Origin of the sequence: Dorea sp. AF24-7LB (genome assembly GCF_003478575.1) — a bacterium.
Lineage (GTDB): Bacteria > Bacillota > Clostridia > Lachnospirales > Lachnospiraceae > Dorea_D > Dorea_D hominis.
Map to the genome: position 1 here is coordinate 42,321 of NZ_QUFR01000002.1, position 26,332 is coordinate 68,652.

A 26,332-nucleotide genomic window follows, 5' to 3' on the forward strand; every position below is an offset into this window, starting at 1 on the left:
GTTATGCCTCTTTCTTATTCCATGATACACCCGGAATCTTATTCAACATACGCTCAATGATCTCTACCGAATCCTCAATTCCATAACTTGCACTGTTAAAGCAGATATCGTAATTCTCTGCGTCTCCCCATTTTACACCACTGTAAAACTGGAAATATTTCCTGTGCTTTTTATCCATCTTCTTAAGTTCATGAACAGCCTGTTTCAGACTTAAATTGTTGATCTCCATGTATCTCTTTACGCGCTGTTCAAATGGCGCCGTAATAAAAATACTGATATGTGGGATATGGTTATTTGCAAGAATTACATCCGCACAGCGTCCCATAACAACAAAGTCTTCTTCTTTTGCCATCTTGCAGAGAAGATCGCTCTGGTTAAAGAAAATTGCATCGTCCTTATTCAGTCCATGATAGCGGTTAAAATCATGTAATTTCTGTTTCAATCCTTTGGCTTCACCGAAATTTTTCTGATATTTGTCTTCAATCAGTCCGTCCTGATCCTTATCGCCACTGACTTTCGCATCATTTGTCACATCCAGACGTTTTAATACTTCCTGCAGGATCTCTACATCATAATAATTAATGTGTAGTGCATCTGCCAATGCGAAACCAATATCATTTCCGGCGCTTCCCTGTGTTCTTCCGATACAGATCACAAGATGATCGCCCTTCTTAAACTTTTTCTTCGTGCGCGCTGTATTCAGTTTTGCACGTTTTTTATTCAGGATATCTACTTTTCCAAAGCCGTCCGGAAGTTCTGCGACTGCTTTCAAGATCGCATCATATTCCGTCATAACTTCTGCTTTTACTTCTTCGTCTTTGATCGTCCTTGCCATGTTGCTGATCAGTGCCAGCTCACTTCGAAGCAGATGTCCCTGTGGACGCAGCGTCATCAATCTGGTCAGATTCTCCACACAGGTCTGTCGGTCATCCGTAAAGGTTCGTCCAAGTGCAGATCCCACACTTTCATATACTTTTACGTCCAGATCATAGATACGTTCTGCAATCTCATAGCATTTCTTCTGATTCTCTTCCATAATCTGCACCTCCTATATAAAGAATACCAGCATGTCGATAATGAATACCGGAACTAAGAACAACAGTGACCATATAATATATCCAAAGAACGATGGCATACGCACACCGTTTTCATCAGAAATGGACTTCACCATGAAGTTCGGTGCATTTCCAATGTAAGTATTTGCTCCCATAAATACTGCACCGCAGGAAATTGCAGTCAGCATTTTCACAGAAATCGTACCTACGGATGTTACCATACCTTTTGTAAATCCAAGCGTACCCGCTGTTGTCAGGAATACCAGATAAGTCGGTGTATTATCCAGGAAGCTTGACAGTGCTCCGGTTGCCCAGAACATCTGGAACGGTTTGGTAATTCCAAGGTTCGGTCCGTAAGATTTCAGAAGCATCAGTGCAGGCTGCATAGTAATGAAGATTCCTACAAACAGAACTGCAACTTCCTGGATTGCTCCCCATGTAAAATGGTTCTTCGTACGGATCGACTCGTCTGTCGTCTTAAAGGACAGATAAGCTGCCAGTAAGATAATGACAATCTCTATGATTGCCGGATAAGTTAATGTTACTTCACGGAAAATGTGAAGTCCGCGTACATTTCCGGATGCATCCTGGAACATCGGCATATTCGGAAGTGTTCCGCTTAAGATGACGGCTGCAACGATCATCACAAGGAAAATAACATTGTGCAGTCCGGAAATCTGAAAGTCTGTTCCCGGTTTACTGATATCCGGTTTCAAACCTCTTGCAATATCTTTCCGGTATGCACGTCTGTCCATAAAATAAAATATACTCAATATAATTACCATATTAAATAACAGTATCGGTAATAAATGTAAGCTCCAGAAAAATGGTACGCCTCGCATAAAGCCCATCAGAAGCGGTGGATCACCGATTGGTGTTAAGCACCCTCCCATATTCGATACCATAAAGATAAAGAATACCATAAGCTGGCGTTTGTTTCTTCTCCATGCGTTCATTTTCAGTACCGGTCTTACAAGCAGCATACTGGCTCCTGTCGTACCGATACAGCTGGAAAGAAGTGTTCCGAATGCAAGTACCGCGACATTAAGTCTCGGTGATCCTGCGAAATCTCCCTCCAGTGTAATATTTCCTGCTACACAGAATAATCCAAACAGCAGAATAATAAATGTAAGGTAATCATTGAGTACACATTCTAATACGGTCTCTACAGAATCCCCCACTCCATACTTCACTGCATATGGAATCACAAATAACAGTGACCACATAGCTACAACCAATGGCTGGTTCTTCTCCCACCAGGTAGCTTTCACAAGCGGCATAACCGCAATGCACAGAAGCAGTCCTGCAAATGGGATGCAAAGCCATGCTGGGATGATTGTTTCCATTTTTCATTTCCTCCTTTTGTCTCATCCTTTTGTTGTTTTTTTCGTCGAAAATACTTCGGCTTTCTTTATGATAACCGGGGTACATCCTGTCCTCTTAATGTAATGACAGGTCCTCCGTTACCTTCAATATATGCTTTGGTGATGACAACGCGCCCGATACTGTCATCTTTTGGAATCTCATACATGATATCCAGCATAAATTCTTCGATGATCGCACGGAGTGCTCTGGCACCGGTATCCTTTTTCATTGCTTTTTCCGCAATTGCCTCCAGTGCACCTTCATCAAATTCCAGATCCACCTCATCGAGAGCAAGAAGCTTCTGATATTGTTTCAATATCGCATTCTTTGGCTCTTTTAAGATCTTGATATACATATCTTTATCTAATCCTTTTAAGGTAAATACGATTGGCAGACGTCCTAAAAACTCCGGAATCATACCAAAGCTTCTTAAATCTTCTGTTGTTACTTTCGACAGAAGATCTTTATCCCCATTAAAACGGTCTTTCAGATCTGCTCCGAAACCGATGGAAGACTGTTTTGTCAGACGTTCTTTGATAATATTCTCCAGATCCGGGAAAGCTCCTCCACAGATAAAGAGAATGTTCTTTGTATTGATCGTAGTCAGTGGCACCATAGCATTCTTGCTGTTTGCACCAACCGGAACTTCCACGTCACTGCCCTCTAACAGTTTTAACATTCCCTGCTGCACAGACTCACCGCTGACATCTCTCTGGCTGGAATTTTTCTTCTTGGCGATCTTATCGATCTCATCAATGAAAATAATTCCCTGCTCTGCCTTTTCCACATCATTATCCGCTGCTGCAAGCAGTTTTGAAACGACACTCTCAATATCATCACCTATGTATCCTGCTTCCGTCAGGGAAGTTGCATCTGTAATTGCAAGCGGCACATCCAGAATCCGTGCCAGTGTCTTTACAAGATATGTCTTACCGGAACCTGTAGGTCCGATCATCAACATGTTGGATTTCTCGATCTCGATATCATCCATCGTATCGGTTGCCACACGTTTGTAATGATTGTAAACTGCTACAGACATTGCTTTTTTGGCGTACTCCTGTCCGACTACATACTCGTCCAGCTTGGCTTTAATCTTATGTGGTGCCGGAAGATTATTGATATCTACAAGCGGAGTACGCTCTTCACCTTCTTTTTTCTTCTTCACTTTCTGCTGTTTCGGAATCATATTTTCCAGATCTGCCATGTTCATAACCTGAACACCCGGCATGTTCATAAGCTGACTGTAGTCGATCTGTCCGCTGTTCATTGCATCAAAACTCTTCTGCATGCAGTCGTTGCACACACAGATATGATTCGGCAGTTCGATCATCTTTCCTGCTACACTTTCCGGACGTCTGCAGATAAAGCAGATTTTCTCATAATCATCGTCGGAATCTTCCTTTGTAGATTCCACACCGGAAGTTTCCACTTTTTCTACTTCTTCTTTCTGTTCTTCAAATTCATTATTATTATTCTGATCTGGCATTGTCTCTTCCTTTCTATATCTATATTTGTATCTGTTGTTTCAACCTATCGTATATGGTTATTCCCCTGCCTGCCGGCCTTCCAGCATTTCAAGAAACATCTCTTCTGAGATGATCGGAATTCCCAGTTCATTTGCCTTTTTATTCTTCGACGATGTAGATGTAATATCATTATTAATAAGATAATTCGTCTTGGAAGTCACCGATCCGGTTACTTTTCCTCCGAGACTTTCGATTAATTCTTTCACTTCTTTACGATTTGCAAAATGTGTAACACTGCCTGTAATGACAAAATTAACGCCTCCAAAGATCTGCTCTTTTGCTTCTCCTTCTTCTGCGTGAATTTTCAGTTCTCCAAGCAGATTCTTAAGCTGTCCTACATGTGCCGGATTCTGGAAATATGCCGTAAATGTTCCTGCGATCACAGCTCCGATACCTGAAATCTCACTTAACTGTTCCGCATCTGCATGCAGCATGGCATCCAAATCATTTTTAAATTCTTTGCAGATAACTTTCGCATTGGACAGTCCTACATTGGCAATTCCAAGACCATATAACACCTGCGGAAGTGTTGTCTCTCTCGCTTTTTCCACACTTGCCTTAAGATTATTAAAAGATTTCTCGCCGAAACCTTCCATTTCTTTGATTTCTTCTTCGTAACGATCCAGATGAAACAAATCCGCAAATTCCTTTACATATCCTCTGTCTATGAATTTCTCCAGCGTGGATTCTGATAATCCCTCAATATTCAACGCATCCCTGCTTACAAATAAAGAGAACGATTTAATATGCTTTGCCTGACACTCCGGATTCGTACAATAAAGTGCTTTTGCATTGCTCACCTGGCGGATCTCTGTCTTACCGCCACAGACCGGACAGACTTCCGGAATATCACGCACGCCACTTCTCGTCAGATTCTCTGCGATCTGTGGAATGATCATATTCGCTTTGTAAACTTCAATCTCATCGCCAATCCCCAGTTCCAGCTCTTCCATAATACTGATATTGTGCACACTGGCACGGCTGACTGTTGTGCCCTCCAGTTCTACCGGTTCAAAGATTGCCACCGGATTGATAAGTCCTGTTCTCGACGGACTCCACTCAATCTCCAGAAGCTTCGTGCGCACCTGCTCATCTGCCCATTTAAATGCATAGGAATCGCGTGGGAACTTCGCTGTTCTTCCCAGCGATCTTCCGTATGCAATATCGTCATAAACAAGTACCAGTCCATCCGATGGGAAATCATTGTCCACGATTTTCCGGGAAAATTCTGCCACAGCATCTTCTACTTGATCTCTTGTCACCATGACGTGTTCCACAACTTCAAAGCCCTGTTCTCTCAGCCAATCCATCTGTTTCTCTCTGGAATTATGGAAATCCACACCATCTGCCTGTACTAATGTAAATGCATAAAACCGGACGTTTCTCTTCGCTGTAATCTCGTTATTCAACTGTCTTACAGAACCACTGCACAAATTACGTGGATTTTTGTAACGTGCATCGATATCTGCGATCTCTTCATTTATTTTTTCAAAATCCTTATATCCTATAATTGCTTCTCCACGGAGGATCAGTTCGCCCTGATAGCTGATCTTAAGCGGAATATTTTTGAATACGCGGGCATTGTTCGTGATAACTTCTCCGACTTCCCCATTGCCTCTTGTTACGGCTTTAAAAAGCGTACCGTCTCTGTATGTCAGAACGATCGTCAGCCCGTCCATCTTCCAGGACATCATTGCTTTCTGGTCACCGACAAAACGTTTCAGATCTTCAACTTCTTTTGTCTTATCAAGCGAAAGCATCGGACTTTCATGCCGCTCTTTTGGCAGTTCACTCAATACTTCATAACCGACATTCACGGTCGGGCTGTCGGATAAAGTAATCCCCAATTCCGCTTCCAGCTTTGTCAGCTCATCATACAACCTGTCGTATTCCAGATTGCTCATAATCTCCTGCGCATCCTGATAATAAGCTTTAGCTGCGCGGTTCAGAATCGTTACCAGCTCCTGCATTCGTTCCTGTTTCTGTCTGCTCATATAGTTCTTTTAACTCCTGATCTGTTAATTTTCGAGTAGCTCCTGTCTTTAGATCTTTCAGTTCTATATTCATGATTCTGGTACGTACCAGCTTCTTCACTTCATATCCAAGTGCACTGCACATCCTGCGGATCTGTCTGTTCAGCCCCTGTGTGAGAACAATGGAAAATGTATATTTCCCAATCTTTGTTACTTTACAAGGTCTTGTTACTGCATCCAGCTTCTTCTCTTTGTCTGTAATGTGCACGCCTTCCGACATTTCCCGGATAAAAGCATCTGTAAGCGGTCTGTCCACTGTTACTTTGTATTCTTTCTCATGTGCATATCTTGCACGCATCATACGGTTGATGAGGTCTCCGTCATTCGTCATAATAAGAAGACCTTCCGAATCTTTGTCCAGTCTTCCTGCGTAAGTAATCCGTTGTGGATAATCCAGAAAACGGATAATATTATTCTTCGTCCGTCTGTCCTCTGTGCAGATAATTCCAACCGGTTTGTTCACTGCAAGTACGATTCTTTCATTGCCCGTATGAACCGTCTTCTTACCGACTTTTACAATCTGATTTTCGGACACATGCATGCCTGGTACTGCACGTTTTCCGTCTACAGTAACGCGCCCGCTTTCAATGAGCCGGTCTGCCTCTCTTCTTGAGCAGATTCCTGCTGCACTGAGGTATTTATTCAGTCTGATCATATTCCCATACCCCGTTCATTTTTTGCATACCATTTCTAATCTAAACATGTATTATACCACATTTGTATTCAAAAAAAAAGAGAGCATTTCTTATGCTTTTTGATGAATTATTCCCATTTTCTTGTTATAATAAAAGTTCAGAAAGGAGATTTCTATGATTACTTTATCTCTCAAGGCGAAAGCCTCTATGTCACACCTGCTTCTCAAAGAGACATTCGACAAATTTTCCTTTATCGAAGCGGATATTACAACATTTAACAGATTTACAATAGATGGATTTTTACAGAAAGACTTTTTTGATGAACAACCGACTGAGGCACATGCCCGTTGGAAAGATGTACGCGAACATTGTTTCCGCATTATCCGCGGTCAGCGTACCCCTTTAAATTTCAAGATTGTCCTTTCTCTGGCTCCATCCCATTTTGATACCTTTTTAAAAAAAGAGCAGCTTACCGGATTCACTGCCGGGGATATCCAGGGGCTGTATCTGAATTTCCATTATGACGGTACCAATCTTCACTGCATTACAGGGACTTCACTTCGCACTTTCACTCTGGACAAGTCTCTGGAACACGCATGGGATCAGTATGTCCGCTCTTTTTTGCTGGAAAGTGATCTCGATACGTCAGTTTCGGTGTAAACTTCTCAATATGCGAATATAGGACAGAATTGTGCAGACTATTATAATAAAAAATTATCACAACATCAAAGTACCGGGAAAACAGAACATCACCTTACATTCCTGCTTTCCCGGTACTTTAATTTTACTTTCTTTTATTTATCTTTATTGACTTTTCTTTCAAAATCTGACCATTCATTATTTTGTCAGCAACATCATAATCTCATTGCTTCTCTTGACAAATGCTGTCATTTCTTCTGGATTCAGCGGTTTGTGTGCAAGCATTGCCAAGTCATAAAGCTGTTTGCAGATCACACTTGTATTCTCGCTGTCTGCATGGTCTACAACATACTGTACAAGTGGATGATTTGCATTCAGGATTAAAGTGCTCTCTCCGCCAAGATCCATGCCCATGTCATTCATACCGTACATCTTCATCATTTCCTGCATACGACGGCTCTGCTCAGATAAAGTGATCATGGAAGCTACATTCTCGTCTTTTAATTTGGCAATCTTCACATCCAGTTTATCGTTTCCAAGTTCCTTGCGGAAGATCTCGATCAGGCTGTCAGAAGTTTTCTTAAATGTTTCCTGATCTTCTTCAGCAACTTCTTCTTTTGCAGTATCTGTTACATCTGCATCAATTCTCTGGAAGCGAATCGTAGGATTTCTCTGCTCCAACTGTGTGATGAACGGAGAATCAATGTTATGTCCGAGAATTACGGCATCCTGTCCCTGATTCTTAAACATGTTGATGTACTGACTCTGCTGGATCTCATCCGTTACATAGTAGATGGTTGTCTTGATCTCTTCGACTTTGTTATCGTCACCATTTTCTTCTTTCTTATCGTTCGGCTCTACGACTTCTCCGCCATTTTCTTCGATACAGTCTTTCAGCGTCAGATATTTGTGATCCAGGTTCTTGAACAGGATTGCATCTTTCATCTTGTCACAGAACTTCTCATCTTTTAAGCAGCCGAATTTGATAAATGGGCTGATGCTGTCCCAGTATTTCTCATACTCGTCTCTCTTTGTCTTACACATTCCGGCAAGTTTATCTGCAACTTTCTTGGAAATGTACTCAGAAATCTTATTTACAAATCCATCATTCTGCAGGGCGCTTCTGGATACGTTAAGCGGCAGATCCGGACAGTCGATAACTCCTTTTAATACCATCAGGAATTCTGGAATTACTTCTTTAATATTATCAGCGATAAATACCTGATTGTTATACAACTTGATCGTTCCTTCTACAGATTCATACTCTGTATTGATTCTCGGGAAATACAGAATACCTTTCAAGTTAAATGGATAATCCATATTCAAATGGATCCAGAACAGTGGCTCTTTGTAATCCAGGAATACTTTGCGGTAAAATTCCTGATAATCTTCATCGGAACACTCATTTGGATGTTTTGTCCACAGTGGATGTATATCGCTTAAAGAAACCGGACGCTTCTCAATCTTGACTTTCTCTTTTGCCGGCTCTGTCTCTACCATTTCTTTCTCGCCGTTCTCATTTTCTTTTTCTTCCATCTTGGCTTCTTCGTGAATGTGCTCTACGACAACATCATCCTCTTTAAGATCTGCCTCATCGATAGTCTCATATTCCGGTTCTGCTCCTTCTTTTGAAAGGAAAATCTCTACCGGCATGAATGAACAATATTTCTCGAGTACTTCTCTGACACGATATTCATTTGCAAACTCCAGGCTGTCCTCGTTCAGATACAGTGTCATTGTGGAACCGATTTCTGTCTTCGTTCCCTCTTCCATCTCATACTCTGTGCCGCCTTCGCTTACCCAATGTACCGGTTTTGCGCCTTCTTTATAAGATAAAGTATCAATATGCACTGCGTCTGCTACCATAAATGCAGAATAGAATCCAAGACCGAAATGTCCGATCATATCGTCTTCTGTTGTCTTGTCCTTATACTTCTCAAGAAACTGTGTTGCTCCGGAAAATGCAATCTGTGTAATATACTCTTCCACTTCATCAGCTGTCATTCCAACACCGTTATCTGTAAATTTCAAAGTCTTCTCTTCCGGGTTTACTTCTACCGTAATCTTTGGTTTATATCCATCCGGAAGCTGATACTCTCCCATCATATCCAGTTTTTTTAATTTTGTGATCGCATCGCACCCATTGGATACCATCTCACGAACGAAAATATCATGATCGGAATATACCCATTTTTTAATAATCGGGAAAATATTTTCACTGCTGATCGATAAACTACCTTTTTTTGCTGCCATTTTAATCACTCCTATTTCTATTTTTTATCATGCGGATTCCCCGCCATTCTTCTCTAAAGGATATAATAAGCCTCTCATTTTCAAAAGTCAACAGAAAATTAGCACTCTTTTAAACAGAGTGCTAATAATTCTTTGAACTTTATAAAGTTTTTATAAATTATGCTGCTTTTATCTTTATTCCACACTTTTCAGTGATTCTACCATATCAATCTTGCGGAGTTTAAAATACATCACACCATTTATAATGATTGAAAACAGTACCGTAAACAGGAAACTGTACAGATAACTCGGCGGATTGATATTGCGTCCGAACATTGCCGCATCCACTTCTACTGTCTGGATGATAAACAGATGCAGAATCCTTCCGATCCCAATTCCTACACCCGCTCCTATAAGCGTCAGGATCAGATTCTCACGATACACATAAGCTCCTACTTCCTGATCATAAAATCCAAGTACTTTCAGTGTTGCAAGCTCTCTCTGCCTCTCAGCAATATTAATGTTATTCAGATTATAAAGTACGACAAATGCAAGCATACCTGCTGAAATAATCAGTACTACAATAACAAGATTCAGGCTTTTCAGCATATCATCAAGCTGTTCTCTGATCTCATGCATATAACTGACATTTAACACTTCTTTCCTTGCCAGTATCTTCTTTCCTGCATCTTCCTTCTGTTTCTGGGAATATCCATCACGGATTGTAAATAAGAAACAGTTATACTCCGGCTTCTCGCCATAGATCTTCTCATAGCAGGCAGGTGTCAGATAGAGATAATGCCCCATGTAATTCTCACAGATTTTTAGGATCTTTACTTTTTTATCTCCATTTTCCTCGTCCTTAATCCGGATCGTATCGCCGGCTTTCGCATTTAAAAGCTTCGCCGTCTTCTCACTGATAATTGCTCCATCGTCTGTCAGCTTATAAGGCGTATGGCTTCTTCTGTCTCTGAAATGCACGTAGTCTCTGACATCTTCCGGCTCACCAAACACGCACTCATATGTCGCCCGCTTTTTCTTTCCTTTTGCAAGTGTTACGGACTGCATCTTCGCTTTCATATGACGAATCACATCCGAGTCTTTTGTAAGGAAATCATCCAGATTATCGATTTCTTTTTCCGTCAGATTCTCTTTTAAATAGACACTTCCATCGTAATACTGAATCTCGCTGTACTGTAAGTCGGCAATCTCGAAGATGGAATCCCGGAGTCCAAATCCGACGAGCATCAATGCCATACAGCCGCCAATTCCAAATATTGTCATGAAAAAACGTTTCTTATACCGCATCAGATTACGGATGGTAGACTTCCAAGTAAAACTTAAATGTTTCCATAGAAATCCAATTCGTTCCAGGACGACTCTTCTTCCAATCTTCGGTGCCGGCGGGCGCATCAGCACAGCCGGTGTTCCTCCCAGCTCCCGGTAGCAGGCTTCTATCGTTGCAAGCAATGTGCATGCTACTGCCACACCTGAAGCAAACGCTGCATAGCCCCAGTGATACGGAATCAGGATCTCCGGTATATGTAAATACATAATTCCGTATGCATATATGATAATAAACGGGAAGATCTTTTCACCGATCAAAAATCCCATAACGCTTCCAATCGCCGAAGCAAGCAATGCATAGCCGATATATTTTGACGCAATTGCTGCTTTTCCATATCCAAGCGCTTTCATCGTTCCGATCTGTGTTCTCTGTTCTTCTACCATTCGCGTCATACTGGTCAGACTAATAAGCGCTGCTACGAGGAAAAAAATCACCGGGAAGACTTTTCCGATTGCTCGCATCCGATCCGCATTCTCACCATAGCTTGTATACTCCGGCAAGTCATTCCGGTCTGCGATATACCATTTTGCTTTTGGGATATCCGCAACCTTCTTTTTCGCATCGGATATTTTTTTCTCTGCTTTTTTGATCTTCTCCTGTGCTTCTTTTTTACCTTTTTTGTAGCTGGCTTTCGCTTTTTCTAATTTCTTTTCACTCTCAGTAAACTCCTGCTCTCCTTTTGTAAGCTTCTTTTCCTGTTCCGAAATTTCCCTGTAAGCATTCTTTATCTGCTTTCGTCCGGACTTAAGCTTCGATTTTGCTTTTGCAAGTTTTCTCTCACTTGCAGTAAGTTTTGCTTCGGACGCCTCAAGTTCCTTTTTTCCGGCTTCCAACTTGGCTTTTGCCTCGGCAAGCTGTGATGTCGCCGCTTCTATCCCCGCCATCTGGGCTGACATCTGCTCATACTGCGCTTCATTTGTGCGATATTCACTCCAGCCTTTTTTTAATTTCTGTCTGCCGGCTCTTAACTGTGCTTTCCCTGCGCGGTATTCTTTTTCTCCCTGATCCAGTTCTTTTTCTTTTGCTTTCAGTGTTTTCCTGGCATTGACAAGTTTCTGTCTGCCATCCGCTAATTCTTTCTTTCCAGCCGAAAGTTTCTTTTCTCCGTCTTTGATCTTCTTTTCCGCTTTTTTTAATTTTTCACCGGACGTCTTTTTGCCTTTTTCTAACTTCTTCTCTGCTTTTGCAATCTTATCATTTGCTTCATCAACTAATTCCTGCCTTCGGATTCTGCCGCGTTTTTTTCCCAATGTTTCGATTTGATCCGTTGCTTTTTCCACTTTTTTCTCATATGCATCCGTATAAGCAGTCAGTGTTTTTGTTCCCTTTACCTGCATACACGCCTCTGTATAAGTATCCAGCGCAAAGGTATCCTCGCTTACTACGAGAAATCCATCTATCGTTCCTTTGCCGATCGTTGTACTGCCACGGTTAAAAGAAATATAGCACGGGCTGTTACCAATTCCAACTACCGTATACGTATCTGTCGTTAATGTATCCGAAAGCGGATCATCCGTCCCGGACTTTACAACAATACGGTCGCCGATCTTGTAATCCATCTCTTCATCCGCCAGACATTCTCCTGCCTTCTCTGGCATACGCCCCTTAGATACAGTCACTTTGTTCATATTCTTTGGAAGCGTCATCATATGCAGTACAAACTGGTCATCTTTTGTATCGCTCAGTACATCTGCACTGTATGCGCCCTCTGCCTTTTCTATCGTATCTGTCTCGTTAAATGCCTGTATGTCTTCCCTGGTAATTCCAAGTGTACTGACTGCTTTCACATCCATCAGATCTGCACCGTCAAAATAAGCATCCCCGGTCACACGCATGGACGGTTCCGATGCACGGATACCGGAGAAAAAAGCAACTCCCAATGCTACGATAAACAGCATAGAAAGGAATCTTCCCGGGCTTTTCTTTAATTCCATTAGAAAATCTTTGTGCGTTACTTTCATACTCTTCTACCACTCTATCGTATCTACGGATACCGGATTCTTGTTTTCCACAATCTCTGCAACTTTTCCGTTCTTGATCTTGATCACACGGTCTGCCATCGGTGCGATTGCCTGATTGTGCGTGATCAGGATCACTGTCATGCCTTTTTTCCGGCAGGTATCCTGTAATAATTTTAAAATAGATTTACCTGTATTGTAGTCCAGCGCTCCCGTCGGTTCATCACAAAGCAGCAGTTTTGGATTCTTTGCAAGTGCTCTTGCAATGGATACACGCTGCTGTTCTCCACCGGATAACTGCGCCGGGAAATTGTCTGTCCGTTCTCCTAGTCCGACTTCTTCCAGCACTTCTCTGGCATCCATCGGATTTTTACAGATCTGAAGCGCCAGCTCTACATTCTCCAGTGCTGTCAGATTCGGAATCAGATTATAAAACTGAAATACAAAACCGATATCATCTCTCCGGTATGCCGTCAGTTTCTTTGCCCTATAAGTGGCAATATTCTCACCATCCACCCAAACATTGCCGGAAGTCGCTGTATCCATGCCTCCAAGGATATTAAGCACGGTTGTCTTGCCCGCTCCACTGGGACCTACAACCACTGCAAATTCTCCTTTTTCAATTGTAAAATCCATCCCTGCTGCCGCAAGGATTTCCACTTCTCCCATATGATAACTTTTCTTTACATCTTCTAATGTAACAAATGCAGACATCATACACCTCCGCGGTAATTTATACATTAATTATAACTGATTCCAGACAGAGCGTCCAGGATTAGCAATCAATATACAATAATAAAATCCCCGGATAACAGATTTTGCTATCTGGGGATTTTATTGTATCTTCCTTTATTCTTTTCCGTTAAAACAATATGTACAAATCTTGCACGGATCAATTCCAATTGAATCAAGAAGATCGTCCAGTCTGTGATAGCGCAGGGATGTAAAATTCTGCAGCTTGCGGATATCTTCGATCATCTGTACATAACGCTCTGTTGTCGGATCTGCATATTCATCCAGGATCTCCTGTGGACAGTCATCTCCTTCTCTTTCACGGATCACACGTCTTGTGATCAGTTCCATCTCTGATTTTGATCTGGAGAAGTTCAGATATTTACATCCATATAACAATGGTGGACATGCCGGACGGACATGCACTTCCTTCGCTCCGCTTTTATAAAGAAACTCTGTTGTTTCTCGAAGCTGTGTTCCTCTTACAATGGAATCATCGATCAGAAGCAACTTCTTTCCTTCAATTAATGCATGGACCGGAATCAGTTTCATTCTCGCGATCAGATTTCTCTGACTCTGATTCGTCGGCATGAAAGAACGCGGCCATGTCGGTGTATATTTGATAAATGGTCTTGCATATGGGATACCGGATTCATTGGCATATCCGATCGCATGTGCAATTCCGGAATCCGGAACTCCTGCAACAATATCCGGATGTACCGAATCCCCATCACGTTTTGCAAGCATACTTCCACATTTATAACGCATCTCTTCTACATTCACACCTTCGTATGCAGATGTCGGATATCCATAATATACCCAGAGGAAAGAACAGATCTTCATATCTTTTCCCGGCGCTTTCAATGTCTCCACGCCACTTGCGGTAACAAAAACAATTTCTCCCGGACCTAATTCTTTATAATCCTTATATCCAAGGTTAATATAGGCATGACTTTCGAACGAAACACAATACGCATCGTCTTTTGCTCCAACTACCAGAGGTGTTCTTCCATAGCGGTCTCTCGCTGCATAAATTCCTTTCTCTGTCATCAGAAGCAGCGTCATCGAACCATCTACGCGTTCCTGCACATACTGGATACCTTCCAGAATTGTCTCTTTCTCACAGATTAGCGCCGCAACCAGTTCCGTCGCATTCACCTGTCCATTTGTCATCTCATGGAAATGGGAATGTGCACTCTCATACAACTCATTTAAAAGCTCTTCATAATTGTTAATCTTTCCAACTGTTGTAATCGCAAAGCTTCCTAATTTTGACTGGATCAGTAATGGCTGCGGTTCAAAATCCGAAATACAGCCAATTCCAAGTGTTCCCTTCATCTCTCCGACATCTCTGTCAAATTTTGTACGGAACGGTGAATTTTCAATATTATGAATAGAACGGTAAAATCCGTCTTCTCCAAAAGTAGCCATTCCACCTCTTCTTGTTCCCAGATGAGAATGATAGTCTACTCCATAAAATAACTCCAGCACACAATCCTGCTTTGATGCAACTCCAAAAAATCCTCCCATAGCCTTCTCCTTTTGCCTGTAATGATCTCTTTTTTGTTAATTTTTTGTCTTTTTACCACGAATTACTCCGTTATCATACAATTCTAGCACAAAAGGAAATATGCTGTAAAGATTTTGTCTATAACATTTCCTGCAGTTTCTTATTAATTGCTAACGGATCCGCTTTTCCTTTCATCGTTTGCATCGTCTGTCCGACCAGTGCTCCAAGCGCTTTTTTCTTGCCTCCCTGATAATCAGCTACTGCCTGCGGATTGTCTGCAATCACTTTCTTTAACACTTCTTCCAATGCTCCATCATCATTTACAGTTTTCAGCCCGTGCTCCTCTACATAAGCTTTCGGATCTATGTCCTCTGCAAAAATTTTCTCAAATACTTCTTTTGCAACTGAACTGTTGATCGTTCCTGCTTCTGTCAGTTCTACTAAAGCCGCAAGATTCTCTGGTGCAAAATCAATGTCTTCCGGTTCCATTCCATTTTCTTTCAGAAGACGCATCGTCTCTACCATCAGCCAGTTGGAAACTTTCTTCGGTTTTCCACAGATAGCTGCTGCCTCTTCAAAGATATCTGCCATATGTTTGGAGTTTGTCAGAATCTCCGCATCATACTGCGGAATATCATATTCTTTTTTATATCGCTCCAGCTTTTCAGAACGAAGTTCCGGCTGCCGGTCTTTTACTTTCTGAATCCATTCATCACTGATAATGATCGGCACAAGATCCGGTTCCGGGAAATAGCGGTAATCCTGTGCATCCTCTTTTGAACGCATAGCATGCGATGATTCTTTGTTGTCATCCCATCTTCTTGTTTCCTGCACAACCTGTTTCCCTTCTTCGATCAGTTCAATCTGGCGCTCTCTTTCTCCTTCAATAGCTCTTGCGATAGCTTTAAAAGAGTTCAGGTTCTTCATCTCTGTTCTTGTGCCAAATTCTGCTGCACCAACTTCCCGCACCGATAAGTTGACGTCCGCTCTCATGGATCCTTCCTGTAATTTACAGTCAGATGCGCCAAGATACTGTACAATGGTACGCAGTTTTTCCAGATAAGCAATCACTTCATCCGCTGAGCGCATATCCGGTTCCGATACGATTTCCACAAGTGGTACGCCACTTCGGTTGTAGTCAACCAGTGACGTGTCATCCCATTCATCGTGGATCAGTTTTCCGGCATCTTCCTCCATATGCATTTCATGGATACGGACTTTTTTCTTCTGTCCTGCCACTTCGATCTCTACATATCCATTTCTTGCAATTGGAAGATACAGCTGGGAAATCTGATAGTTCTGTGGGTTGTCCGGGTAAAAATAATTTTTGCGGTCAAATTTGCATACCTGGGTAATATCACAGTTTGTTGCAAGTCCGATTGCCATTGCATATTCAACAACCTGCTTATTCAGAACCGGAAGAGATCCCGGCATACCGGTGCAGACCGGACAGGTATGTGTATTTGGTGCTCCTCCGAACTGTGTACTGCAGGAGCAGAAGATTTTTGTTTTCGTTGCAAGTTCTACGTGAACCTCCAGTCCAATGACTGTTTCATATTGTTTTGCCATCTCTATCTGTCTCCTTTCGCAAGTTCCGGTGCCTCATATGATTTTGTCTGTTCAAATGTATAGGCTGCACGGATGATTTTCTTCTCCTGGAAGCAGTCCCCGATGATCTGCATACCAACCGGAAGGCCTTTTGAATCTTTTCCGACCGGAATCGTAATTCCCGGAAGTCCTGCCAGATTGACTGCGATCGTGTAAATATCTCCCAGATACATTTTCAAAGGATCACTTAGGCTCTCTCCAAGTTTCGGTGCTGTTGTCGGTGCTGCCGGTGCAATGATCGCATCATAAGATGCAAATGCTTTGTCAAATGCTTTTTTGATCAGCGCCTTTGTCCGGAGTGCTTTCAAATAATAAGCATCATAATATCCGGAACTTAATACAAATGATCCAAGCATAATTCTGCGTTTTACTTCCGGTCCGAAGCCTTCGGATCTTGTCTTTTTATACATATTGTGAAGTCCTTCATATTCCGAAGTACGGTATCCGTATTTCACACCATCAAACCGGGATAAGTTCGAGCTTGCTTCTGCAGATGCAATGACGTAATAAGCCGGAATCGCATACTGTACAAGGCTTAAGTCAAATTCTTCCACAACCGCACCTTTTTCTTCCAGCACTTTGACCGCTTTTAAAATCTGTTCTTTGACTTCCGGATCCAGACCTTCTGTGAAATAATCTCTCGGCACGCCAATCTTCATTCCTTTTACCTCAGCAACCAGTCCTTCTGTGAAATCATACGATTCTCTTGCAATAGAAGTACTATCTTTGCTGTCATGAGAGGCAATGGTCTCCAGAATTGTCGCACAGTCTGTGACGTCTTTTGCGATCGGTCCGATTTGATCCAGCGAAGAGCCATATGCGATCAGTCCATAACGGGATACCGTTCCATAGGTTGGCTTGATTCCAACAACTCCACAGAAAGAACTTGGCTGACGGATGGAACCTCCTGTATCAGATCCAAGTGCATATGCACATTCTCCTGCCGCAACTGCCGCACAGGAACCTCCTGATGAACCGCCCGGAACATGTTCCAGATTCCATGGATTCTTTGTTTCTCCATAATAAGAAGTCTCTGTCGTACTTCCCATGGCAAATTCATCCATATTTGTCTTTCCAAGGATTACAGCTCCTGCTTTTTCCAGATTTACAACTGCTTCCGCTGTAAAGGTTGGTTTGAAACCTTCCAGAATCTTAGAGCTGCAGGTCGTCTCCACACCCTTCGTACATAAATTATCTTTGATCGCCACCGGAACACCGGCTAATGGTCCGGTAAGTGTACCGTCATTAATCATTTTCTGTACTTCTTCTGCACGTTTTCTTGCACCTTCTTTATCAATCCGCACAAAACTATGTACATTCTCTTCCACGCGTTCTATCTGTGCAATGGCTGCTTCTACTGCATCTGCCACTGTTATTTCTTTTGCTTTTATTTTCTTTCCGATCTCAACGGCTGTCATACTTGTGATATCCATGCCTTCGTTCTCCTCTCTTTTTTCTTTTCAGAAAACTATCCGATTGTCTTTGGTACTTTAAAGCTCTGGTCTTTTGCAAGTGGTGCATTGGCAAGCGTATCTGCGCTTCCGTCACCATTTGTCACAACATCCTCACGGAATACGTTATGCACCGGAAATACATGGGACATCGGTTCTACTCCGTCTGTATCCAGCTCATTTAATGTATCAATGTAATCCAGCATTTTTTCCATATCTTTTTTTGCTTCTTCCTTCTCTGCATCGCTTAATTCCAGCTTTGCCAGTATTCCGACATATTCGATTGTCTCATCTGTGATCTGATTTGCCATAATTTTGTCCCCTTTTCATCTTTCTATTTTCTATTTCTTTATGGTTCCAGTCTGCTTAAATCTCTTGGAAATAGCGTTGTCTCGCGTACATTGTCTTCCCCGATGAGCTGCATCGTCAGTCGTTCCAGTCCGATTCCAATTCCACCATGTGGCGGCATTCCATGTCTGAAGGTTGCAAGATACTGATCCATTCCATCTGTCTCCATACCTCTTGCTTCTATCTTTTCTATCAGTTTCTGATAATCATGGATTCTCTGACCTCCTGTTGTAATCTCAAGTCCTTTAAACAACAGGTCAAAACTTAATGTATATTTCGAATCTTCCGGATCATCCATTGCATAGAATGGACGCTTTTTGGATGGATAATGAGTTACAAATACAAAATCACTGCCCCACTCTTCTTTTGCATATTTTCCGATCAGCTGCTCCTCCTCCGGCTCTAAATCGAACGGATTACGCATCTTATGTCCATATTTTTCCGATACGATTTCTTTAATATCGTGGAAACGGACTGCCGGGATTCTGGATACATCCGGAAGTTCTACTCCAAGGATTTTCAGTTCTTTCGCATATTCTTTCTGCAAAAGTTTCATTGCATACTGTAAATACCCGGTTTCCATTGCCATGATATCTTCGAATCCATCAATATATCCCATCTCAAAATCAAGACTGGTATATTCATTTAAATGTCTTTTTGTGTTGTGTTTTTCTGCACGAAATACCGGTGCTGTCTCGAATACACGGTCAAATACACCTACCATCATCTGTTTGTAAAACTGCGGGCTCTGTGCCAGCACTGCAGGTCTGTGGAAATATTCCAGCTTGAAAATATTCGCTCCTCCTTCAGCTCCTTTTGCTCCGATCTTCGGTGTATGGATCTCTGTAAATTCCTGGCTGTAAAGAAAATCACGGAATGCTCTTGTAAGTCCTTCCTGAATTCGGAATTTTGCACGCTCTCTGATATTTCTAAGGGCAATGGAGCGGTAGTTTAATTTTGCTTCCAGTGAAGTATTCAATTTCCATTTGGAAATTGCAAGCGGCATCATCTCTGCCTCCGGCTCACTTAAAATTTCCACTTTCTGCATTGTAATCTCGATTCCGTTTGGTGCTTTCTCATTCTGCTTTAAAACACCTGTCACTTCCAGTGTTGCTGCCTCTTTGATCGTTTTTATATCAAATTCTGCAGTTTCTTTCTCATATACACACTGCAGAAGTCCTTCTCTTTTACGAAGGATCACAAAGGCTACGGTTCCCATATCACGAATGACATGAACAGCTCCATTGATTTTTACAACCTCTCCTTCTGCGCATCCGGTAAGTAACTCTGTAATTTCTTTTGTCTCTTTTTTCTTTACTCCTGTCATAAATTCCATCATTCAGACCTCCCTTGGTATCCTTTTTGGTAAAATAGTGTGCGTCCTCGCAGAGCCATTTTATTTATCACTAAAAATCTTTTTGATAAATAAAAAAAGAGATTCTTTCGAACCTCCGGTACTAAAAAACGTCCCAGAATACATACTTGTATTCCGGGACGGATATAAACTTGTTATCCGCGGTACCACCCGCATTAAGCTCGCCTTTGAACTTATCTCTTGCACGTAACGTGTGCCTTACGTATCTGCCTAATAATCTACATCCGGTAATCTCCTGCCGACGTTCAACAGATCTGCTCCAGAGTGTTCCCTATTGTTCTGCTTCCTTCAGATGCACTCTCAGTCGGCGGTGCTTCCTTCCTGTTAATTCCACAAGAACAGAGTCTCCTTCATCGCTTTGTTGTTTAAAAACTATGTTTATGGTAGCACAGGATTTTTTAAATTGCAAGTACCAAATCAAAAAATTTCAAAATCGTTCCTGACAAAGCGCCTCCATCTTCTCATGTATGACTCCCATATCACGTTCGTCTGTCATCGTTACAATCAAATCTCCTGCCTGAAGTTTTGTCTTTCCTTTCGGAATAATCTCATCTGTACCTCGCTGTATTGCTACAAGCAAACAGTTATCCGGCCATTTCACATCCCGGATCAGTTCTTCTTCAATCGAAGATCCCTGTTTCACAACAAAGTTCGCAAGTACCTTTTCGCCGGTCTCATCCGTCACAGACTCTCCGCGCTTTTGCAGGAGACGCTCCAGCAGACTTTCATAAATCGGTTTTGACTTCATCAGTATTGCTACAACATAAGCCACAATGGATACAACCGATAACGACAGCATCTGACTCAAGGAACCGGTCATTTCAAAAATAAGAATAATCCCTGTCAGAGGCGCCCGCACAATTGCGGCAAAATATCCTGCCATTGCCAGAAGTACAAAGTTATTGATATACATTGGATTCAGTCCGAAATACTGCACACTGATCGTTGCAAAAGCGCCTCCGATATAGCCTCCGATGACAAGTAACGGGAAGAAAATGCCTCCCGGTGCTCCTGATCCAAAACTTACTGCTGAGAAGATGAATCTTCCGATCAGGAGAAACAAAACGCTCTTAAGCATCACATCACTGTTTGTAAGATATTCAATCAGAGCGTGTCCGCTTCCCAGAAGATCCGGAGCGGTAAATCCAAGAATACCGGCACATACGAACGGAATCATGACTTTCACTTCCGGTCGTAAAAGCGTTGCTTTATTATAGATTTCCTGTGATTTCAAAGTAAACCAGTTATAAAATGCACCCAGCACGCCAAGTATCACTCCAAGTGCCACGATCATTCCATAGGAATGAATTGGCAGTGCATGCAAGATATCAAACTGGAACACGGAACTTACTCCCAGCACATTTGAACATAAGAAATCTGCCGTCAGCGACGCAGACATTACGGATACGAGTACCGATACGGAAAAGTTCTTATGGACTTCTTCCAGTGAAAACATGACTCCTGCAAGAGGTGCATGAAACGCTGCTGAAAGTCCTGCACTGGCTCCACAGGTCAATAAAAACTTCTCTTCGGTCTTTCCTCTGTCAAGCCCTCTGGATACCCCTTTTCCTACCATGGCGCCAAGCTGGATCGATGGGCCTTCTCTTCCAAGTGCCAGTCCTCCAAGCAGGCATAAGAAGCCGCCGAGGAACTTTGCCGGCATCACACGCCACCAGGTCTGATCTAATTTTCCTACCATCTCGCCCTCAAGCTGAGGGATTCCGCTTCCGGATATCATCGGCTCAAACTGTACCAGTTTTGCCACGATCCAGGCAAGCAAAAGGAGCACCGCAAACCATCCTGCCATCCGCACCGGATTGCCTGACGCATATGCGAGGATCTGCTTTAACCATTTTCCCGCATATTCCAGACAGATCCGGTACAAAAGTACAATCAGTCCTGCGATTGCTCCAACTAATATTCCTTCACCTATTAAAATAATCTGAAACCGCTCTGCACGCTTAATCGTGTCCGGTGTATTGTGTCTCACAAGACATACCTCCCATAACTTTCTCATAGCTATATGATACCCGTAGATTATTCCGTGCTGCGCACTCTCACAATCTTCCCAATTATGAACAAGCTCATGTGGCTTAAGACCTTAGGACTCTGGTATCATATACATTATAAATAGAAGGTCGTCTTTTTTCCAGTAAAATTTAATTATCTGAATCTGAAACTGTAATCATATTTGTAATAACGTCTTTGCTGACTTTGTATACGATTTTTGAATTTTCCGGCATCACATACCGGTTTTCTCCGTCTTTGTCTGTTTTTCCAATGTAAACACTGTACGTTTTCTTCTTTCCGGATGAAGAATCTTTGTATGTAGCGGTTGCTGTTGTCCGTTTGTCAATTTCCAAACCATATTTGCCAAGTGTCTTATCTGTCACATGGTAATCTGCACAGTCAGTCAGCGTAATCGTTCCGAATCCTCCGGCAAGCTGTGCCAGATCATCTTCATCATCGTATGTCTTTGTCGTTTCATTTTTCGTAACTGCAACTTTTTTCAGATTGCCGCTGCTGATGGACGGCACAGTATCCAGACTCACAAAGGAAGATAGCTGAAACTGTAAGTTTTCTACCAGTGTACTTCCAATCGTATACACTGTATCTTCTTCTTCGATTTTCGCATAGTAATCTTCTCCAACATTATTACCGATATCGAGCGTTCCTTTTTCTCCGGAAGCTGTCTCATAAGATACTTTATATGCCGGATCCGCAAGTCCATAATCCTCCAACGCATCTGGAGCATCCAGTTTCTGCTCTGCTGTCAGACTTTCCACAGTACCTGTAATCTGCTCAACAGCACTCTGGGTTAATTTGATGGTCTTATCTTTTTCATACACCCAGGTATCATTTTTCTTGACAAAAGTCATATTTTTATTTCCTTTTTTATAACTGATCTTTGTCAGGTCATCTGCATCTATGATCTGCACGGTCTGTGCTTTTTTCTTTGCCGCCTTCTGCGTCTTCATCTGATTGTTCCATGCCTTGATTCCGCCATATGCGCCGCAAAGGACAACCAGAATTCCTACAAGCAGTAACATTCTCTTTTTCTGTTTCATACATGCCCTCTTTTCTTTGAAATCCTTTTTACGCTTTTCTTCTCTTCATCCACTGTATGAATCCATATACGAGGATCAGCACAGGAATTCCAAATATGATGAACAGGCTGATAATTCCGGCATGGTGTACCGTATTATATGTAACCTGCAGACTCTTTGCCTTGATTGAAACATTCTCTACATCGTCATAGTTTGCTGTGACTGTATTCATAAACAGATCCAGATTTTCCAGTGTGGACATATTATCTGTAACATCCGGATTGATCAGGCTGTCGGAAGACACTACAGTCAGTCTTCCGGTATCTGCTATATCTGAACTGTCTGTTTCTCCGTCTGAATCATCGGAACCATTTTTTGATTTTTCTGCTACAACTCCGAGTGTATATGTTCCCTGCTTCTGATCATTGTCACTTATTGCATAACCCGAAGATGATGTTTTCATAAATTCTGTTGTTGTCACAGTATCATCTTCCGGATCAGAGACTTTCAATCCATGCGCATTGACAAGCAGAACCATGTCTGAACTTAAGCCATTTGCCAGATCCCCTGTTGCTGTAAGTTCCGGGAAGATATAATAATAATTTCCCTGATAGCTTCTCTGCGTATCTGCGATGTATCCACTCACTTCCTGAATACCATATTTCTTCAGGAAACTCTTAAGATTCGGCTGTGCTTTATCCGCATCACCGAGAACAACGTAGATTTTCCCACCATTGTCCATGTAATTGTTCAGAAGTTTTACTTCATCTTTTGTCAGATCTTTCGTCGGCGCATAGATAAATAACAAATCGCAGTCATCCGGTATTTTATTCTTCATAACAAGATTCAGTTCTTCCTGCTTAATGTTACTCTTTCCAAGAAGGTCTGTAACCGATGTAGAAAATGTTCCTTCTCCATGTCCGGTCGTGTAGTAAATCTTTTTCTGCGTATCGCTTGTCACATAATTGACTGCACTGGTAAGCTGTCCTTCTCCGTCAAACTCAGACTCCGTACTGCTGCCGGTTGTATAATAGGAATACTCATCCGTCACAATGATATCACTGAACGAAACCGTCGTTGTCTTTTTCGTTTTCTTATCCGATACAAGAATCATATTCTCTTCCACATTATTTTTTGTCAGTTCTCCCGGATGCAGTACCGGATCTACCCATTTCACAGTAATCTTATCTGAAAGCGCTGCATATTTTTTCAGAAACGCTTTGATTCTGTCATCGGTAGATTTTTTCTGTGCATAGACTGTAAATGTAATGTCTGAATCTAGTTTGTTCAGGATCTTTTTACTCGTTTTTGAAATCTGATAGATTTTCTTATCACTGACATCAATGCTTTTTACATTTTCAGGCAATTGTCCCGCAATCAGATTTACGACGACAACAATTGCTACAACCAGTGCAATCATTCCGACACTGTAACTTCCGTTTCTGGAAGATACATTTTTAAATGTATTTTTTATTTTCTCTAACATATTGCCCTCCTAACTCCAACGTCTTTTCTGTATCATCTGCATCGTAAGGAAAATGAAAACAGCTGTAAGCGAAAAATACATAATGATTCCACTTACATCTACCAGATGATTGGAAACAATGTCATCAAGAGTTCCTGCCAGATAAAATTTACTGAAAAATGTATTTAATGCGCTTTCAAAAATGCTTGACTTTACTGCGTAAGTAATCCCACATCCAGCAAGTACGATCACTTCCAGACCTCCGACGATCACAATATTTTTTGTCATATGCCAGATAGCAAGAACAATCAGTGTTAAAAGAACGCCGATTCCAATCACATTTGTGACTGCAGAAGTCGGAAGAAGATCCATAATTCCGTTCCACAGATATTGAAGAAGCAGGATTCCAACCGAACCAATCGCTGCAATAATCTGGCTTTCTGTCAGTGCCGAAACAAACATTCCGACAGATATGTACGTGCAGCCCAGCAGGAAAAATACGAGAATCGCCATATCATCTGCCAGTATATATGCCGTTCCCTGTGTCTTAATGATCAGTGGGAAAATCAGATATACTGCACATGGAATTGCCAGGATTGTTACCATTGCAAGATATTTTCCTATAACGACCTGAAACAGGCTGACCGGAGCTGTTAATAGCATCTGGTCTGTACGGCTTTTGCGTTCTTCGGCAAAACTTCTCATCGTGAGCACCGGAATTGCAATAACAAATACGATCAGAACTCCGGACAGCACATAAGAGAAATATGGATATCCATAATTCAGGTTATATGCCATAAAATAAACTCCTGTAAATGCGATCAGAAATGCAATAAATACATAGCCGATCATCGAATGAAAGTATGATTTCAACTCTCTTTTATAAATTGCACTCATTACTTCTGTTCCTCCTTACCGGCTAATTTTTTCTCTGCCTCTTTCTGTTTTTTACCACCCTGCGTCAGCTCAAGGAAGATATCCTCCAGAGATGATTTGTTCAGCCTTAGTGTAAGGAGCGGAATCCTTGCATCTGCAAATGTATAGAAAAGTTTCTCCCGCAGATCTGTACCGTCTTTGCTCTCTATATAAGCCAGTGTTGTATGCTCATCCGTTTCTTCATATTTTACAGAGCTGATCTCCGGAACAGATTTTAAAACCACTTCCATCTGCTCCTTGGAAGCTTTTGTCTCCAGCGCAACATGTCCGGTGCCGCTCATCAGATTTTCCAGATTCTCCGGTGTATCACTTGCCACCAGGTGTCCGCCTGCAATGATCATAATATGATCGCACACTTCACGGATTTCCGCCAGAATGTGGGAACTTAAAATTACCGTATGTTTCTTTGCCAACGTACGGATCAGTTCACGGATCTCAATAATCTGTTTCGGATCAAGACCAACGGTAGGCTCATCCAGAATGATGATCTCCGGGAATCCTAAAATTGCCTGTGCCAGACCAACTCTCTGTTTATATCCTTTGGATAAATTGTGAATGAGCCGTTCTTTTACCGGATCTAATTTCGTAAGTCTCATTACGCGCAGAATCTGTGATTCTCTTTCCGCCTTCGGAATTTTCTTAAGTTCCGCTGCGAACGTCAGATATTCAAGAACTGTCATTTCCATATAAAGCGGTGGCTGCTCCGGCAGATATCCGATACAGCTTTTTGCTTCTTCCGGCTCTTTTAAAATGTCATGCCCGTTGATCAGCACCTCTCCTTTTGTAGCGCCAAGATATCCCGTCATAATATTCATAGTCGTAGATTTTCCGGCTCCGTTCGGTCCCAGGAAGCCATATATCTGCCCTTCCTGTACCGTGAAGCTTAAGTTATCTACAGCCAGATGCTTTCCATAGCATTTGGTCAGATTTTTCACTTCGATCAAAATACATATCCTCCTTATACTGTTCAATATTTGTAACAGTATAAGAAGAAAGCTTGAAGAAAATGTGGAAAAGATATGTTTATTTTGTGAAAACGTTAAAGGGGGACGGGGGGTTTTTTGAAAAA

At 42.0% G+C, this 26,332-nt stretch carries 19 protein-coding genes; 1 reads left to right on the plus strand and 18 read right to left on the minus strand.

The window, feature by feature from the left end:
* Position 1 precedes the first annotated feature (1 nt).
* From DWY31_RS02650 to DWY31_RS02670, 5 genes are all read right to left on the minus strand, one after another.
* Entirely contained in the window at positions 2–1,036 is a 1,035-nt protein-coding gene (locus DWY31_RS02650) for a cytidylate kinase-like family protein (protein ID WP_117536766.1), read from the minus strand.
* A 12-nt stretch (positions 1,037–1,048) separates the two neighbouring features.
* Positions 1,049–2,401 (minus strand): sodium:proton antiporter, encoded by a 1,353-nt coding sequence (locus DWY31_RS02655; RefSeq protein WP_118519463.1) that lies wholly within the window; start codon positions 2,399–2,401, stop codon positions 1,049–1,051.
* Positions 2,402–2,466: 65 nt separating this feature from the next.
* Positions 2,467–3,906: an ATP-dependent Clp protease ATP-binding subunit ClpX gene (gene clpX / locus DWY31_RS02660; protein WP_021860841.1), complete on the minus strand. Its 1,440-nt coding sequence runs from the start codon at positions 3,904–3,906 to the stop codon at positions 2,467–2,469.
* Between the two features lie 57 nt (positions 3,907–3,963).
* Positions 3,964–5,916, minus strand: coding sequence for an NAD-dependent DNA ligase LigA (ligA, locus tag DWY31_RS02665; protein ID WP_199671915.1), 1,953 nt, complete (start codon positions 5,914–5,916; stop codon positions 3,964–3,966).
* Positions 5,879–6,634, minus strand: a complete 756-nt coding sequence (locus DWY31_RS02670; protein WP_118519465.1) for a pseudouridine synthase — start codon at positions 6,632–6,634, stop codon at positions 5,879–5,881. Before DWY31_RS02670 ends, ligA begins: the two co-directional genes overlap by 38 nt.
* Positions 6,635–6,788: 154 nt before the next feature.
* On the opposite strand from DWY31_RS02670, the gene DWY31_RS02675 reads away from it, so the two are divergent.
* Positions 6,789–7,274 (plus strand): DUF5721 family protein, encoded by a 486-nt coding sequence (locus tag DWY31_RS02675; protein WP_118519466.1) that lies wholly within the window; start codon positions 6,789–6,791, stop codon positions 7,272–7,274.
* A 177-nt stretch (positions 7,275–7,451) separates the two neighbouring features.
* Here the strand turns inward: DWY31_RS02675 and htpG are convergent, their stop codons facing one another.
* From htpG to DWY31_RS02740, 13 genes are all read right to left on the minus strand, one after another.
* A complete protein-coding gene (gene htpG / locus DWY31_RS02680; protein WP_021860845.1) occupies positions 7,452–9,506 on the minus strand; it encodes a molecular chaperone HtpG in 2,055 nt (684 codons plus the stop codon).
* A gap of 174 nt (positions 9,507–9,680) precedes the next feature.
* Positions 9,681–12,794, minus strand: coding sequence for an ABC transporter permease (locus tag DWY31_RS02685; protein ID WP_118519467.1), 3,114 nt, complete (start codon positions 12,792–12,794; stop codon positions 9,681–9,683).
* Between the two features lie 6 nt (positions 12,795–12,800).
* Positions 12,801–13,505, minus strand: coding sequence for an ABC transporter ATP-binding protein (locus DWY31_RS02690; RefSeq protein ID WP_118519468.1), 705 nt, complete (start codon positions 13,503–13,505; stop codon positions 12,801–12,803).
* 135 nt (positions 13,506–13,640) lie between these two features.
* Positions 13,641–15,053 (minus strand): amidophosphoribosyltransferase, encoded by a 1,413-nt coding sequence (locus tag DWY31_RS02695; RefSeq protein ID WP_118519469.1) that lies wholly within the window; start codon positions 15,051–15,053, stop codon positions 13,641–13,643.
* Between the two features lie 118 nt (positions 15,054–15,171).
* A complete protein-coding gene (gatB, locus tag DWY31_RS02700; protein WP_118519470.1) occupies positions 15,172–16,602 on the minus strand; it encodes an Asp-tRNA(Asn)/Glu-tRNA(Gln) amidotransferase subunit GatB in 1,431 nt (476 codons plus the stop codon).
* Between the two features lie 2 nt (positions 16,603–16,604).
* A complete protein-coding gene (gene gatA / locus DWY31_RS02705) occupies positions 16,605–18,074 on the minus strand; it encodes an Asp-tRNA(Asn)/Glu-tRNA(Gln) amidotransferase subunit GatA (protein WP_117536773.1) in 1,470 nt (489 codons plus the stop codon).
* A 35-nt stretch (positions 18,075–18,109) separates the two neighbouring features.
* On the minus strand, positions 18,110–18,403 hold the full coding sequence (gene gatC / locus DWY31_RS02710) for an Asp-tRNA(Asn)/Glu-tRNA(Gln) amidotransferase subunit GatC (protein WP_117536774.1): 294 nt from the start codon (positions 18,401–18,403) through the stop codon (positions 18,110–18,112).
* A 38-nt stretch (positions 18,404–18,441) separates the two neighbouring features.
* Entirely contained in the window at positions 18,442–19,776 is a 1,335-nt protein-coding gene (aspS, locus tag DWY31_RS02715; protein WP_118288207.1) for an aspartate--tRNA(Asn) ligase, read from the minus strand.
* A 466-nt stretch (positions 19,777–20,242) separates the two neighbouring features.
* Positions 20,243–21,805: a ClC family H(+)/Cl(-) exchange transporter gene (locus DWY31_RS02720; protein WP_117536776.1), complete on the minus strand. Its 1,563-nt coding sequence runs from the start codon at positions 21,803–21,805 to the stop codon at positions 20,243–20,245.
* A gap of 169 nt (positions 21,806–21,974) precedes the next feature.
* On the minus strand, positions 21,975–22,883 hold the full coding sequence (locus DWY31_RS02725; protein ID WP_117536777.1) for a DUF4340 domain-containing protein: 909 nt from the start codon (positions 22,881–22,883) through the stop codon (positions 21,975–21,977).
* A gap of 28 nt (positions 22,884–22,911) precedes the next feature.
* Positions 22,912–24,348 (minus strand): GldG family protein, encoded by a 1,437-nt coding sequence (locus DWY31_RS02730; RefSeq protein ID WP_117536778.1) that lies wholly within the window; start codon positions 24,346–24,348, stop codon positions 22,912–22,914.
* Between the two features lie 9 nt (positions 24,349–24,357).
* On the minus strand, positions 24,358–25,224 hold the full coding sequence (locus tag DWY31_RS02735) for an ABC transporter permease (RefSeq protein ID WP_117536779.1): 867 nt from the start codon (positions 25,222–25,224) through the stop codon (positions 24,358–24,360).
* Complete coding sequence (locus DWY31_RS02740) at positions 25,224–26,207, minus strand: ABC transporter ATP-binding protein (RefSeq protein WP_117536780.1); 984 nt, start codon at positions 26,205–26,207, stop codon at positions 25,224–25,226. Before DWY31_RS02740 ends, DWY31_RS02735 begins: the two co-directional genes overlap by 1 nt.
* Positions 26,208–26,332 lie beyond the last annotated feature (125 nt).

Excerpts from the sequence above, each read along its gene's own strand:
- DWY31_RS02650 (WP_117536766.1), bottom strand. The coding sequence starts at position 1,036 with ATGGAAGAGAATCAGAAGAAATGCTATGAGATTGCAGAACGTATCTAT.
- DWY31_RS02655 (WP_118519463.1), bottom strand. The coding sequence starts at position 2,401 with ATGGAAACAATCATCCCAGCATGGCTTTGCATCCCATTTGCAGGACTG.
- clpX (WP_021860841.1), bottom strand. The coding sequence starts at position 3,906 with ATGCCAGATCAGAATAATAATAATGAATTTGAAGAACAGAAAGAAGAA.
- ligA (WP_199671915.1), bottom strand. The coding sequence starts at position 5,916 with ATGCAGGAGCTGGTAACGATTCTGAACCGCGCAGCTAAAGCTTATTAT.
- DWY31_RS02670 (WP_118519465.1), bottom strand. The coding sequence starts at position 6,634 with ATGATCAGACTGAATAAATACCTCAGTGCAGCAGGAATCTGCTCAAGA.
- DWY31_RS02675 (WP_118519466.1), top strand. The coding sequence starts at position 6,789 with ATGATTACTTTATCTCTCAAGGCGAAAGCCTCTATGTCACACCTGCTT.
- htpG (WP_021860845.1), bottom strand. The coding sequence starts at position 9,506 with ATGGCAGCAAAAAAAGGTAGTTTATCGATCAGCAGTGAAAATATTTTC.
- DWY31_RS02685 (WP_118519467.1), bottom strand. The coding sequence starts at position 12,794 with ATGAAAGTAACGCACAAAGATTTTCTAATGGAATTAAAGAAAAGCCCG.
- DWY31_RS02690 (WP_118519468.1), bottom strand. The coding sequence starts at position 13,505 with ATGTCTGCATTTGTTACATTAGAAGATGTAAAGAAAAGTTATCATATG.
- DWY31_RS02695 (WP_118519469.1), bottom strand. The coding sequence starts at position 15,053 with ATGGGAGGATTTTTTGGAGTTGCATCAAAGCAGGATTGTGTGCTGGAG.
- gatB (WP_118519470.1), bottom strand. The coding sequence starts at position 16,602 with ATGGCAAAACAATATGAAACAGTCATTGGACTGGAGGTTCACGTAGAA.
- gatA (WP_117536773.1), bottom strand. The coding sequence starts at position 18,074 with ATGGATATCACAAGTATGACAGCCGTTGAGATCGGAAAGAAAATAAAA.
- gatC (WP_117536774.1), bottom strand. The coding sequence starts at position 18,403 with ATGGCAAATCAGATCACAGATGAGACAATCGAATATGTCGGAATACTG.
- aspS (WP_118288207.1), bottom strand. The coding sequence starts at position 19,776 with ATGGAATTTATGACAGGAGTAAAGAAAAAAGAGACAAAAGAAATTACA.
- DWY31_RS02725 (WP_117536777.1), bottom strand. The coding sequence starts at position 22,883 with ATGAAACAGAAAAAGAGAATGTTACTGCTTGTAGGAATTCTGGTTGTC.
- DWY31_RS02730 (WP_117536778.1), bottom strand. The coding sequence starts at position 24,348 with ATGTTAGAGAAAATAAAAAATACATTTAAAAATGTATCTTCCAGAAAC.
- DWY31_RS02735 (WP_117536779.1), bottom strand. The coding sequence starts at position 25,224 with ATGAGTGCAATTTATAAAAGAGAGTTGAAATCATACTTTCATTCGATG.